The sequence below is a fragment of the Flavobacterium enshiense genome, assembly GCF_040750275.1.
Classification (GTDB): Bacteria; Bacteroidota; Bacteroidia; order Flavobacteriales; family Flavobacteriaceae; genus Flavobacterium; species Flavobacterium enshiense_B.
This window is the reverse complement of the sequence record NZ_JBDOCV010000023.1, coordinates 1-14,690: the sequence shown is the minus strand read 5'-3', so window position 1 is coordinate 14,690 and position 14,690 is coordinate 1. Positions and strand designations below refer to the sequence as shown.

Genomic DNA, 14,690 nt, shown 5'->3' with positions numbered 1-14,690 from the left:
CGGGGAGAGCGAGCCTAAGGTGCAGTGTACAGACTGCAGCGAGGAAGAGCACGCGAAGAACCGTCGTTCGGAATTCTTAATTGTGAAGAAATAAACCGTATCACATAGCAAACAAAAAGCACCCATAACGGGTGCTTTTTTTATGGATAAAGAAATGGCTTACTATTTTAAATTTCTTTTACGATCATCATTAAAAAAGGGGTCTTCAGGTATGTCTTTTTGAAGTGATGCGAAGAGAGACTGTTTTTTTATCATTTATTTATACTAGTTTTAAATAAACAAGCCGTAAATTTGCAAAAATTAGAAGTTACAAAATGTTTGATGTTCAGAAAGTAAGAGCACAATTCCCAATATTGTCCCAAACCGTAAACGGAAAACCACTGGTTTATTTTGATAACGGTGCCACAGCTCAGAAACCTCAGGTGGTTATCGATACGATTGCCCAATATTACAGCGAGATCAATGCGAACATCCATCGCGGGGTGCATACACTCAGTCAGTTGGCTACGGATGCCTATGAGCAGGCACGCGATACGATTCAAAATCATGTAAACGCGAAACACAACCACGAAATTATTTTTACTTCCGGTACTACTGCAGGAATAAATTTGGTAGCCAATGGTTTTGTGAAATTTGTGAAGGAAGGAGATGAAGTAATGGTTTCCGCCTTGGAGCATCACAGTAATATAGTGCCTTGGCAGTTTTTGTGTGAGAAAACAGGGGCAACGTTGGTGGTTATTCCCATGAATGACAAAGGCGAATTGATCATGGAGGCTTTTGAAAAACTGCTTTCCGATAAAACCAAAATCGTTGCCGTCAACCATATTTCCAATGCTCTGGGGACGATTAACCCAATCAAACAGATTATAAAAAAAGCGCATGAAGTTGGTGCTGCGGTTTTAATCGATGGAGCTCAGGCTACGCCGCACCTACGTCCGGATGTTCAGGATTTGGATTGCGATTTTTATGTGTTTTCCGGTCATAAAGTATGCGGACCTACCGGTGTTGGAATTCTATATGGAAAAGAAAGTTGGTTAAACGCATTGCCGCCCTATCAGGGAGGAGGTGAAATGATCAAAGAAGTAACTTTCGAGAAGACCACGTATGCCGAATTGCCACATAAGTTTGAAGCCGGAACGCCAAATATTGAAGCCGGAATTGTCCTAGGAACTGCCATCGACTATCTGAATGGTATCGGGTTCGACAACATTGCAAAATACGAACAGGAATTACTGGATTATGCTACCGGGCGGTTGTTGGAGATTGAAAATTTAAAAATCTACGGAACCAGTGATAACAAGGCTTCGGTAATCTCTTTTAATATTGAAGGGATCCATCCGTACGATATTGGCACAATTATCGATAAGTTAGGAGTAGCGGTTAGGACCGGTCATCATTGTGCACAACCTATCATGAATTATTTCAACATTCCGGGAACAATACGCGCGAGTTTCGCGTTTTATAATACCAAGGAAGAAATTGATACCTTTGTGGAAGCGGTAAAAAAAGCGCAGATGATGTTAACTTAAACATGGGAAAGTATGAAACTAATAACTCTTTTGACGTTGACAGTAGTAACACTAACAGGGTGTAATTGTCAGAAAACAGCAGCTGAAAAATCAAATGCCACAGCTGAAAATACAACATCTGCCGAAGCAGGCTCTAAACAACAAAATGGAATGCCCGTGATCGAATACGAAGCCGTTTCAAGAGGTTTTTTTCTTACCGTAAAGGTGGAAAACAAGCAGTTATACATTTCACGAAACAGGGATGCCCAAAAGGCGGATGCTGTACCGGTTAATGATGCCGATTGGAAAGAGTTGGAAACTTTGGCAAAATCCGTTAATCTGAAAACCGTTAAAGATTTGAAATGGCCAACGGAAAAGCGTTACTACGACGGAGCGCCCCATGCAAACATTACGTTTGTTTCCGGAGGTGAAAAATATCCGGCGAACGGTTTTGATCATGGATATCCTCCGGTGGAAATTGAAAAACTGGTAAACAAGATTGTAGCTTTGGCTGAAAAAACACAATAATAAAAATGACCATTAAAGCAATACAGGAAGAAATTGTAGACGAATTTTCAATGTTTGACGACTGGATGCAGCGTTACGAATACATCATTGAATTGGGCAGAAGCCTTCCGTTAATCGATGAGCGTTACAAAACCGAAGACAACATCATTAAAGGGTGTCAGTCGAAGGTATGGGTACATGCAGAAGAACATAACGGAAGTATCGTTTTCACAGCAGACAGCGATGCCATTTTAACCAAAGGAATCATTGCAATTTTAGTCCGCGCCTTTTCCAATCAGACCCCGAAAGCAATTTTGGAAGCCGATACGGCATTTATTGATGAAATAGGGCTGAAAGAGCATTTGTCGCCTACCCGTGCCAACGGATTGGTATCAATGATTAAACAGATAAAAATGTACGCCTTGGCTTTTCAGGCTAAGAATTAATATAAAAAGAGATTGCTTCGCGAACTCGCAATGACAATAAAAATGGAAGAATATAACGATACCATCAATTTAGGAGAAGACGTAGTAAAAGTTTTAAAAGGCATTTACGATCCGGAAATCCCTGTAGATATTTACGAATTAGGATTAATTTACGACGTTATGATTAACGAAGACAACGAGGTAAAAATCCTGATGACCTTAACCTCTCCAAACTGTCCGGTAGCCGAAACCCTGCCACAGGAAGTAGAGGAAAAAATCAAATCCATCGATGCCGTGAAATCCTGTGAAGTAGAGATTACCTTCGATCCGCCCTGGAGCAAGGATTTGATGAGCGAAGAAGCAAAATTAGAATTAGGAATGCTATAATTCAGTAAACGGTTTTCAGTAGTGGTAGGTAAATTTACTGCAACTGAAAACTGCGACTGTGACTATAAAAATGGATGAAATTGTAAACAGAGTTGCCAACAGCGCTTTACAGGTATTCGATTTAGAGGATTATTTTCCCAAGCAGCCTGTTGTGGAATTGGATATTTCGCAATGGCTTTTCGGTGGTTTTATCTTGAAAGAAACCGAATTCCGGGAGCAGTTAAAAATCCATGACTGGACAATTTATAAGGATCGTTATATTGCTTTGTTTTGTTCCGAAGAGGCAATATTGCCAGCCTGGGCGTATGCTTTGGTAGCGGTTTATTTGCAACCGTATGCCCTGAAAACGGTTAACGGATCTAAGAAAGAACTATTGCTTTCTTTGTATCAGGAGACGTTAAGCCAACTTGACTATTCCGATTTTAAAGACAAACCCGTAATTCTTAAAGGTTGTTCCAATAAACCGGTTCCACAGGAAGCTTATGTGCTGGCGATGCAACAGCTGATGCCTTTTGCTAAAAGTATTATGTTTGGTGAAGCCTGTTCTTCGGTGCCACTTTATAAGAGAAAATAACCGTTTACCGATTTTTATGCGCTTTTTCTTATTGGATTTTGTTATTTTGTAATAACGTAAAATTCTGGATATGAGAAAAATGACTCTAATTGTCCTTAGCATTTTAGGAGTTTCTGTAGCTAAGGCGCAAAACACAGAAAAAGAAATCATTGAAAAAACAGCCAAAGCGGCGGCCAAAACCCATGATACACTTGGTATGGGGTGGAAGAAGACGGGAAATTTGATCTTTTTATTCAACCAGTCTGCATTTAACTACGATTGGAGAGGCGGCGGTACCTCAAGCATTGCCGGAAACACCACCTTAAACTATGATTTCAACTACAAATCATCCATTTTAGTCTGGGATAACAAGATTTTCACCGCTTACGGACTTACAAAGCTTAAGGATCAGGATATTACCAAATCTGATGATCGCTTTGAGTTTACATCTATCCTGGGGAGAAGAGCAGGGGAAGCGTATTGGTATTATTCCGCGTTTCTGAATCTTAAAACTCAGATGGATTCCGGATTTAAAAAAGAAAAATACACAATTAATGATAATGGGACACCCTTGGATCCTTCTGATGATCTGATAGGGGAAAGAGATGTGAAAATTTCGCATTTCTTTTCACCGGCGTATTTGCAGGCGGGACCCGGGATGCTTTGGAAAAAATCTGATAATCTGAAAGTAAATATTGCTCCGGCGACTTCCCGTTTTATATTCATTCACAAGCATTTTACCGATTTCGGATCTGCTTTTGGGGTAGACCAAGGGGAAACCATGCGTTTTGAATTTGGTGCGGCCTTAAATGCGTATTACAAATTGAGTATTATGGAGAATATCTCGATGGAAAACATTTTGAATCTCTATGCCAACTATCTGGAAAAGCCTCAAAATATTGATATTGATTATCAGTTGAATGTCGTGATGAAAATCAATAAATATATTTCCACCAACTTCGCTTTTCAGGCCATTTATGATGATAATGCCGTGGGCGCGTTCCAGATCCGGGAGGTTTTCGGATTGGGTGTCAATTACGGATTCTGATAACTTAAAATCCCAACGCTAAGGTTGGGATTTTTTTTAGTCTTCTTCTTTTTCGACAGCGTCTTTGTAATCGGGATATAAGAATTTATTGTAAGGAAACCGCGTGATATGTATTTCACGTACCGCTTCGTATGCCTTCTCACGGAATTCTTCAAAATTTAGTTTGTCTGTTGCGGAAATGAATAAGGTATGATTGGCCCCCACTTTGGACATCCAGGTTTTTTTCCAATCTTCTAAGGAATAGTGTTTGGTTGTTTTTTCCGTGGTTATATCATCTTCCGAAAGGGGTAAGTGTTTGTAAGCGTCAATTTTGTTGAATACCATAATAGTAGGTTTATCGGCGCTTTTTATGTCCTGTAAAATCTGATTCACCGATTCGATATGATCTTCAAAATCGGGATGGGAAATGTCGACCACGTGCAGGAGCAAATCAGCTTCCCGTACTTCATCTAACGTGCTTTTAAAAGATTCCACCAATTGTGTAGGTAATTTGCGGATGAATCCAACCGTGTCCGATAATAAAAAAGGCAGGTTTTTAATGACAACCTTTCTGACCGTTGTGTCCAGCGTTGCAAATAATTTGTTTTCCACAAACACATCACTTTTACCGATGGCATTCATTAAAGTGGATTTGCCTACGTTGGTATAACCGACTAAGGCAACGCGAACCATGGCCCCGCGATTGCTGCGTTGTACGGCCATTTGTTTGTCGATGGTTTTGATTTTGTCTTTCAGTAAGGCGATGCGGTCGCGAACAATACGACGGTCGGTTTCGATTTCGGTTTCCCCAGGACCACGCATTCCGATACCGCCTCGTTGGCGTTCCAAGTGCGTCCACATACCGGTTAGTCGTGGCAATAGGTATTGACATTGTGCCAGTTCTACCTGTGTTCGCGCATACGAAGTTTCCGCGCGTTGGGCAAAAATATCCAGGATAAGGTTGGTTCGATCCAAGACTTTACAGTCCAGTTCCCGCGTAATATTTTTTTGTTGTGCAGGCGTAAGTTCATCATCAAAGATCACAGTGTTTACGTCATTATCTTTAATGTAGTATTTTATCTCCTCTAATTTACCCGTCCCTACAAAGGTTTTGGGGTTGGGTTTGTCCATTTTCTGGAAAAACCGTTTCACCACTTCGCCTCCGGCCGTATACGTCAAAAATTCAAGCTCATCCAAATATTCGTTGAGTTTGTCCTCGTTTTGCTGTTGCGTAACAATTCCTATGATTGCCGTTTTTTCAAAGTTATGGTTTGTCTTTTCTAACATTATCGTAATTTGAATTGCAAAAATAATCAATTAATAATTAGGGATAAGTTTCTTCTAATTGCTAATTTTTAAAAAAAATTGAAACAAACAGCGAGTTTTTTGTGAATTTTATCGACCATCATTAAGATATCTTTAAAAAAATTTTAACTTTGGGAATTAAACATACAACAAACCTAAATATTAATTATGAAAAAAATTACTCTCGTAATTTTCATGTCGTTATTATCCTTTCTGGGCTATGCTCAATTTCCGGAAAGTTTTGATACGGGTATTCCCGCGACATGGAGGGTTATGAATAATGGTTTTGGAGCGGCTCAGGATTGGACCACTTCCAGTACATTATTCTTGCCAACAAACTCAGGTTCGCAGCATGCTATTGCGGGCAGAGCAAACATTGGGACCGGAGTTACTGCTGAGAACTGGTTGGTTTCACCGCAATTTACGGTGCCTACTAACGGTCAGTTGCGCTTCTGGACCAAAATGACGCTTTCGGGCGATAGTGGATCCTTATACCAATTAAGGGTATCCACAACTTCTCAAACGGATCAGTCAAGTTTTACGACGATCCAGCAGTGGACAGAAGCTCAATTGGAAGGCGATATGGCCTTTGGTGGATCTAACGCTTACAATGAGTATGGCGAAATCATCAAAAACCTTACGCCTACCTATACTGCAGGGCAGCAGATTTATGTAGCTTTTGTTAAGGTACACACGCAAACAGGAGGAACGGCGTCGGGAGACCGATGGTTGATTGATGATGTAAACGTAGCCCAACAATGTCAGGATCCCTTGACGCTGACAGCATATGCTATTAGTGCTAATCAAGCGACTTTGGATTGGAACAGTCCAGGACCGGCAACGACTTGGGAGATTGATTTTGCAGCAAGTCCGTTAAATCCGGATGGGGTAGCAGATGTGACCACGTCTACTAAGCCTTATACTCTTATGGGGTTAATACCAGGAACACAGTATTCTTATTATGTGCGTTCGGTTTGTGCTACAAACAATAAGAGTAACTGGGCGGGGCCTTTTGTATTTATTACAACACCTTTAGGACAAAACTGCGCCGGACCAATCGTGGTTGGGGCATTGCCATATTCCAATACCAGCAACACCGGATTGTACGGTGATGTGGTAGATGGTAGCCCGGGAGCCTCTTGTGGGATCACCGGAAACTATTTAAACGGAAACGATGTTTTCTATTCTTTTACTCCTTCTTTTACAGGAGTTGTTGACATTTCGATGACACCAACCGGAAACAATACCGGTATTTTTGTGTATGGAAGTTGTGCAGATGTGGGAAGTATCTGTTTGGCGGGTGTAGCTAATACCGGTGGTGGTGTTAGAAACATACCGTTTTTCTCAGTTACTGCGGGAACAACCTATTTTATTGTTATCTCAAGTTCGGGAACACCACAAACGTTTCCGTACACTTTAACCATTCAACAGGTTGCCTGTCCTCCACCAAACAGCTTGGGGGCATCAGGTATTTCGCAAACCGGAGCTACTTTAACATGGGGTAACCCAAGTGGTGCAACGGCTTGGGAATATGTTTTCCAGCCTGCCGGTACAGGATTGCCTACAGGAGCGGGTACACCAACAACTGCAACTTCAGCAGCTATAACGGGATTGACTGCTAATACAAACTATGAGTTCTACGTAAGAGTAGATTGTGGTGGCGGAACGTATAGTGCTTGGGCTGGTCCTTTCCAGTTCAGAACTTTATGTAATGCATTCCCGATTCCTTTCACGGAAGGATTTAACAGTACGTCTACTTCGCAAGCCTGTTGGACAGTACTAAATATAAATGCAGATGCTAATGCATGGAACATGGACTACGCTACCAACCCGTTTGAAGGAAATCAATCGGCGAGTATTGTTGCCAGTTCTGTTGCTAATAATGATTGGTTGATTTCGCCTCAAATTACAGGGCTTAACGGTAACCAGCGTTTGAAATTCAGATACAGAGTAGAGTCGGCAACGTCTCCGTGTACTTTTGAGGTGAGACTTTCCACCAATGGAGCGTCTCCTTCCGATATGACTTCGGTTTTGATTGCTCCTACTTCCTATAGTAATGTAACGTATGTAGAACGAATTGTCAATTTATCAGCCTTTAGCGGAAACGTAAATATCGGTTGGTATGTGGCACCTGGAGCGAACGGTTCCAGAATCTACATCGATCAGGTAATTATTGAAGACATGCCGGCGTGTCCTGAGCCAACTGCTTTGACAGTATCAGGAGTTACCGCGAACTCGGCAACCGTTAACTGGATTGCTGGTAATACAGAGACTTCTTGGCAGGTATTGGTGCAAGCTTCAGGCTTACCGGCACCAACTTTACCAACTGAAGGGGTTACCGTAACCACTACGCCAACCTACAATGCTACACCGCTTAACAGTTCCACTACTTATGATGTATATGTATTGGCTAACTGTGGTGCTACGTCAAGTATTTGGATTGGACCTGTTACATTCAGAACACCTCAGGTTCCGGCAACGCTTCCGTTTGCGGATACGTTTGAAGGGAATTTCGACTGGGATACGGTAAACGGAACCCAAACCAACAAATGGTTTGCTGGTACTGCTGCGAGCAATGGCGGTACACGTTCAATGTACATCTCCAACAATAACGGGGTGGCTAATGCCTATACGATCACTACTACTTCTGTGGCACAGACATACCGTGATCTTACCATTCCGGCAGCAGTTAACCAGATCAATGTAGCTTTCGATTGGAGAGCGCAAGGAGAATCCACCTTCGATTATTTCCGAGTATGGGTTGTTCCGACTACGTTTATACCAACAGCAGGAACACAGATTACTGCAGCGGCAGACCGAATCAATATTGCCGGTGGAAATATTAATTTAGGTGGTGCAACAACATGGCCGAGAAGAAATATTGTTTGGAACGCAGCAGCTTTTGCCGGTCAAAACGTTAGACTTGTTTTCGAATGGAGAAATGACGGGAGTGGAGGTACACAACCACCGGCTGCTATCGATAACGTAAATGTTACGGTTATTACTTGTCCGGCGCCGACAGCACTTACAACCGTAAGTACAACTCAAACCGAAGCTACGTTGCAATGGACTGCGGGTGGTACTGAAACACAATGGGAGATTGTAGTTCAGGCACCGGGATCGGGTCAGCCTACAGGGGCAAGTACTATTATTCCTGCAGGAACCAATCCGTTCACGGTACCAGGTTTGAACCCTGCAACGATGTACGAATATTATGTGAGAGCGGTTTGTGGACCTGGTGACGCAAGTACATGGTCTGGACCGTCTACTTTCTTCACACAGTGTACGATATTAAATGTGCCTTTCTATGAAGGCTTTAACTCGACTTCTGCCACGCAACAATGTTGGACTGTAACCAACTCCAATGCAGATGGCGATACTTGGAACATGGATTATGCAACGAATCCTTTTGAAGGAAACCAGTCTGCTATAATTCTTACCGATGGAAATGCGGGTGCTAACGATGATTGGTTAATTTCACCAACATTGAACTTAAGTGCAACACCGGGTGCAAAACGATTGAAGTTCCATTACAGGGTGCAATCGGCGGGAGAACCGAATGATTTCAGAGTAATGATTTCTACTACAGGAGTTGCTACGGCTAACTTTACACAAACATTAATTCCTTTAGCCAGCTATGGTAATATAACCTATGTCGAGCGTATTGTAAATCTTGTAGACGGAACAGGTACACCATATTCCGGTAACGTGAACCTTGCATGGCACGTACCGGCGGGAGGTCTTGATGGTTGGAGATTGTATATTGACAATGTTATTGTGGAAGACATTCCTCCATGTCCTAATCCGACAACTCCGACTGTTCTTAGTGTAAACCAGGATTCTGCGACTTTGTCATGGACTCCAGGATTTAATGAAACGCAATGGGAAATTGTAGTTCAGGCGCCAGGTTCTGGTGTACCAACAGGTGCAAGTACCATTATTGTTGCCAATACAAACCCATTCACGGTTCAAGGTTTAAACCCTTCTACACAATACGAATTTTATGTACGAGCATACTGTAACGCTTCCGAGCAAAGTACTTGGACTGGACCGGTAACATTTACTACAACTCAGATTCCTGCCGTATTGAATTATGTGGAAGATTTTGAGAGCGGTACACAAATGACATTTACCAACGGTACCCAAACCAATAAATGGGCTGTTGGAACTGCTACAAGTAACGGAGGTGCTCAAGCATTGTACATTAGTAATAACAACGGTGCAAACAATGCGTACACAGTATCTGCCGGAACGGTGGCTCATGCCTATAGAGATATCTTCATCCCGACTGGAACCAACATTATGGACTTGGCCTTTGATTGGAAAGGTGTGGGTGAATCTTCTTTCGATTATTTAAGAGTATGGTCTGTACCGGCTTCTTTCATACCGGTAGCAGGAACTCAGATTACTGCAGCAAGTGGTGGTCAGCAAATTTCGGCTAACCTTAACCAAAGTGCTACATGGAGAACCCAAACGTATGAAATATCTGGAGTGCCTTATTCCGGACAAATTATGCGTCTTGTTTTTGAGTGGAGAAATGACACCAGTGCAGGAACGCAGCCACCGGCAGCCGTTGATAATATCAGTTTGAGAATCCCAACGTGTCCTGAGCCATATAACTTGATAACATCTGGACAAACAGGTTCTCCGGAAATTACACTTTCCTGGACACCGGGCGGAACAGAAACACAATGGCAAGTTGTGATTCAAGCTCAGGGTGCTGGAACTCCAACAGGACCTGGTGTTACGGTTAACAACACGCCTTCCTATACATATACTGCAACACACGGAGTGTTCTATGAATATTGGGTACAGGCAGTTTGTGGATCGACCGATTCAAGCGAGTGGGTTGGACCATATGTGTTCTCAGTATATGCACCTCCTGGTTGTGCGAACGTTGATGTAGTTGGAGTAGGTGTGGATATTGTTAATAATCAAGTATTATTGTGCCCTGGAACTACAGGTCAGAACGTGGAATTGTCAGCATCATATTTCGGTATCGGTGCAACAACATCTTATGAAGTATCTACAATTCCATATAGCCCACCATTCCCATTCACGGGTGGTACACAGATGAATATTACTACAGATGATATTTGGTCTGGAGTAGTGAACTTACCGTTCAACTTCTGTTTCTTCGGAAACTCTTATTCAACAGCAAGAGTTGGTTCGAATGGAGTAGTAGCTTTCGGTATTCCGGATGCAACAACTTATTGTCCTTGGGCATTCAGTACAACGATTCCGAACACAGGATTCCCAATCAAGAATGCTATCTATGGCGTGTATCAGGATACCGATCCAAGTGAAGATCCGGGACCAAATACAACTATTAACTACCAGGTATTAGGGAATTACCCTTGTAGAGCTTTGGTAGTAAACTTTAACGAAATCAATCAGTTCTCTTGTGGGTTGGCTACCGGACCTCAGACAACTCAGATCGTAATTTATGAAATTTCAAACATTATTGAAGTTTATGTAAACCGTCGCGTGCCTTGTACTACTTGGCAACAAGGAGCAGGGGTTATTGGTATTCAAAATGCAGCAGGTACTGTAGCGTATACACCAGCAGGTAGAAATACTGGTCCGTGGTCTGCTACTAACGAAGCTTGGAGATTCTCTCCAAACGCACCGGCACCAGTAGCTTTAGAATGGATTCAGAACGGTGTCGTTATCGGAACAAATGCTAACGTAATTGTTAACGTAACGGATGATACCACTGTAACAGCTCAGGCAACTTATACCGTTTGTGATGGTTCAAACGTGGTAATCAGCAGTGATATTGATATCATCGTAACCGAAGAATTGCCAACTTTAGATCCACTTGAATTAAGTGCTTGTTCTACAGATGCCAGCCCGGTTTTCGATTTAACATTAAACGAAGATTATGTGTTGTCCAATTCAACAGCGGCCAACTATGATGTAGAATTCTATTTGACAGAAGCTGCTGCAATTGCGGATGCGGATGGTACTGAAATTACCAATCCTCAAGCTTTTGTGGGCACAGATGGTCAGACCATTTGGATGAACATCACGAGTAATGCGGGATGTACTGTTATCAAGTCATTTATCTTGACTTTTGGTAACCATGTACCAGCGTTTACGTTGAATCCAGCAAACAGCCCAATTAGTGTTTGTCAGGGTACTACAACTACGGTAACCGTTCAACCAGGAAACTTTAACTTGGCAGATGCTTTCTACGAGTGGACGTTGCCAGATAATACCATTGCAACAACTGTTACACCTTCCTTGGAGGTTCCGGTTAATGGTATGATTGGTACTTATTCCGTAAAAGTAAAAACGGATTGTGAAACTACGCAGTCGTTTGTAGTAAATATTAATGCACTTCCAGTAGTTGACCCGCAATTATTTGCTTCACCAACGTGTACCAACACAACAGGTGGTATCATACATGTTTCTCCAATCGGTAACTATGAATATAGTATCGATAACGGAGTGAACTATCAAGCGTCAAACGAGTTTACGGGCTTACAGGCTCAAATGACATATACGTTTACGGTTAGAGATCTTACTACGGGATGTGTTTCTTCGGAAGATTATACCTTTGCTCCAATTCCAGGTGCGCCTCAAGCCCCTGTAGTGCCGGCAGCAAATATTATTCAGCCAACATGTACTAATAATGCATCGTTCACGGTTAGTTCACCAGTAAACGGACCGATTCCGTACACGAACTTATTCATTTCTGAAGTTACGGATGCTGATTCTGGTTCATTGAGTTATGTGGAAATTTATAACGGTACAGGTGTTACTGTTAACCTGTCGAACTATAAATTGAAATTTTATACTACTATGGGTGCTCCTTCTTGCGACTTTACTTTAGTAGGGACATTGGCAAACGGTGCTACGCATGTTGTTAAAGTGAGCGCGGATGCTAATATTGTGGGAGTAGTTCCTAATCAAACGGTAACAACTTGTACAGGGGTTAATATTGATGATAGAATTCATTTAACAACCAGTTCTGGTTCACAAGCAATCATTGATGTATGGGGGACTCCGGATGGAACCGTATTTACGCCGTCTGGTCAACCAGGATATGTATACCGTAGATTGCAAACCGCTGCAGCACCAAGTACTACATGGAGCGCCGCAGATTGGAATGCTATTGATCCAGAAGATTATACGAACTTGGGAAGTTATACACCATTAATGATGAGTTTCCAATATAGTATTGATAACGGAACAACATGGCAGACAAGTCCAACGTTCCCAGACCCAACTACTACGAATGTTTTAGTTCCGGGTACCACATATAATGTGGTGGTTCAGAATATGGCGAATCCTGGTTGTATTTCTCCAGCAACAGCTGTTGTTATCAACCCAGTTGTTCAGCCAACGGCTTCTATTAGCTATGCAGCTTCACCATATTGTTCCGGAACAGGATCGGCAACGGTTACTTTCGCAGGTTCTACAGGAGGTGTCTACAGCGCAGTGCCAAGTACTGGCCTATCAATTGATACTAACGGTACTGTTGATTTGAATACAAGTGCAGCAGGTACTTATACCGTAAGCTATACAATTGCTGCCACAATGAACTGTCCAGAAGTTGTTGCAACTGCGGAAATCACGATACTTCCGTCCTCAACACCGGTTACAGGATTCAGTTATACTACTCCAGTATGTTCAGACAGTGCAAATCAATCACCTGTAGGGGTAGCTGGATTTACAACAGGAGGGGTGTTTACTGCCGATCCTGGATTGACAGTCGATGCTGCAACAGGTGAAATCGATATGGCAAACAGTACTCCGGGGACTTATACTGTGACGTATACAGTTGCTGCTACAGTATGTGGTCCTATGGGACAAAGTACATTCGCTGTTACCATTACGGAGCTTCCAGTGGCTATGATTAGTTACGATGCTTCACCATATTGTGAAAACAGTGGCGTTGCTGCAGTTACATTCAGCGGAACTACGGGTGGTACTTATGACACTAACCCTTCAGGTGCAGGATTAGTTATCAACCCTGCAACAGGTGAGGTAGATATCAATAATAGTACTGTAGGTACTTATACTGTAGAGTATACTATACCAGCTGCGGCAGGATGTCCGGCGGTTGTAGCTTCTACTACAATAACAATAGCACCTTTAGTTACTATGAGCTTGAGCTCTGCGGCAGGTACTGATACTCAAACAGTATGTCAGAACGAAGCTGTTGTTGATATAACATATGCAGTAAGTAATGCTACCGGCGCTACTGTAACTGGTTTACCAACGGGTGTTAGTGGTGCTTACGCATCAGGGGTAGTTACCATCACTGGTACACCAACTCAGTCGGGTACTTTTAATTATACCGTTACTACTAGTGGTGGATGTGGTGTTGTTACGGCAACGGGCACTATTGAGGTTAATCCGTTACCAACAGCTAGTATTTCTTCTGGAGCAACAACAATTTGTTATGAAGGAACTACTACAATTACTTTCACCGGTACACCAAATGCTGAAATTACTTATTCTGTAGATGGAGCAACTCAAACCATTACTTTAGATGGTACGGGAATGGCTACTTTACCAACACCAGTATTAACTTCTAACAGTACTTACGTATTAGAGTCTGTTACTTTAGTTGCTACGTCATGTACACAGACTTTATCAGAGTCGGTTACTATTACGGTATTGAATGAGCTTGAAGCAGATATTACCGGAGAATGTATCGGATTAAATTATACGTTAACTGCTATTTCAGTTTCGGATACTTTCAATCCTGCGGATGCTACTTATTCTTGGACCGGTCCTAACGGATTCACAGGTAATACTCAGTCAGTAACAGCTACTGCAGCGGGTACTTACCAAGTTGTAATTATGTCTCAAGAAGGTTGTACAATCACCTATAGTGAGTCCATTACTCCTGAAACGTGTTTAATTCCTAAAGGTATTTCACCAAACAACGACGGATTGAATGACAGTTGGGATCTTGAGGGCTTAGGCGTTCGTAAGGTGAACATCTTCAACCGCTACGGAGC

General features: G+C 42.3%; 8 protein-coding genes. 7 read left to right on the top strand and 1 reads right to left on the bottom strand.

Annotated features, from left to right (window positions below; genetic code table 11):
- Positions 1-314 precede the first annotated feature (314 nt).
- The 6 genes from ABGT15_RS14585 to ABGT15_RS14560 all read left to right on the top strand — a co-directional run bounded on the left by ABGT15_RS14585 (position 315) and on the right by ABGT15_RS14560 (position 4,428).
- Positions 315-1,529 carry an aminotransferase class V-fold PLP-dependent enzyme gene (locus ABGT15_RS14585; RefSeq protein ID WP_367232197.1) on the top strand — a complete coding sequence of 405 codons (1,215 nt, stop codon included), beginning with the start codon at positions 315-317 and terminating at the stop codon, positions 1,527-1,529.
- A gap of 12 nt (positions 1,530-1,541) precedes the next feature.
- Positions 1,542-2,036 carry a hypothetical protein gene (locus ABGT15_RS14580; RefSeq protein ID WP_367232195.1) on the top strand — a complete coding sequence of 165 codons (495 nt, stop codon included), beginning with the start codon at positions 1,542-1,544 and terminating at the stop codon, positions 2,034-2,036.
- A 5-nt stretch (positions 2,037-2,041) separates the two neighbouring features.
- Positions 2,042-2,461, top strand: coding sequence for a SufE family protein (locus tag ABGT15_RS14575; protein ID WP_367232194.1), 420 nt, complete (start codon positions 2,042-2,044; stop codon positions 2,459-2,461).
- Positions 2,462-2,503: 42 nt separating this feature from the next.
- Positions 2,504-2,827: an SUF system Fe-S cluster assembly protein gene (locus tag ABGT15_RS14570; RefSeq protein WP_367232193.1), complete on the top strand. Its 324-nt coding sequence runs from the start codon at positions 2,504-2,506 to the stop codon at positions 2,825-2,827.
- A 70-nt stretch (positions 2,828-2,897) separates the two neighbouring features.
- Positions 2,898-3,401: a DUF2480 family protein gene (locus tag ABGT15_RS14565; protein WP_367232192.1), complete on the top strand. Its 504-nt coding sequence runs from the start codon at positions 2,898-2,900 to the stop codon at positions 3,399-3,401.
- A gap of 70 nt (positions 3,402-3,471) precedes the next feature.
- On the top strand, positions 3,472-4,428 hold the full coding sequence (locus ABGT15_RS14560; RefSeq protein WP_367232191.1) for a DUF3078 domain-containing protein: 957 nt from the start codon (positions 3,472-3,474) through the stop codon (positions 4,426-4,428).
- Positions 4,429-4,464: 36 nt separating this feature from the next.
- Here ABGT15_RS14560 and hflX read toward each other — a convergent pair whose 3' ends face one another.
- On the bottom strand, positions 4,465-5,694 hold the full coding sequence (gene hflX, locus ABGT15_RS14555) for a GTPase HflX (protein ID WP_367232190.1): 1,230 nt from the start codon (positions 5,692-5,694) through the stop codon (positions 4,465-4,467).
- Positions 5,695-5,880: 186 nt separating this feature from the next.
- Here hflX and ABGT15_RS14550 point away from each other — a divergent pair.
- A partial coding sequence (locus ABGT15_RS14550) for a choice-of-anchor J domain-containing protein (RefSeq protein ID WP_367232189.1) occupies positions 5,881-14,690 on the top strand: 8,810 nt, incomplete at its 3' end.

Excerpts from the sequence above, each read along its gene's own strand:
- ABGT15_RS14570 (WP_367232193.1), top strand. The coding sequence starts at position 2,504 with ATGGAAGAATATAACGATACCATCAATTTAGGAGAAGACGTAGTAAAA.
- ABGT15_RS14580 (WP_367232195.1), top strand. The coding sequence starts at position 1,542 with ATGAAACTAATAACTCTTTTGACGTTGACAGTAGTAACACTAACAGGG.
- ABGT15_RS14565 (WP_367232192.1), top strand. The coding sequence starts at position 2,898 with ATGGATGAAATTGTAAACAGAGTTGCCAACAGCGCTTTACAGGTATTC.
- ABGT15_RS14585 (WP_367232197.1), top strand. The coding sequence starts at position 315 with ATGTTTGATGTTCAGAAAGTAAGAGCACAATTCCCAATATTGTCCCAA.
- ABGT15_RS14560 (WP_367232191.1), top strand. The coding sequence starts at position 3,472 with ATGAGAAAAATGACTCTAATTGTCCTTAGCATTTTAGGAGTTTCTGTA.
- hflX (WP_367232190.1), bottom strand. The coding sequence starts at position 5,694 with ATGTTAGAAAAGACAAACCATAACTTTGAAAAAACGGCAATCATAGGA.
- ABGT15_RS14575 (WP_367232194.1), top strand. The coding sequence starts at position 2,042 with ATGACCATTAAAGCAATACAGGAAGAAATTGTAGACGAATTTTCAATG.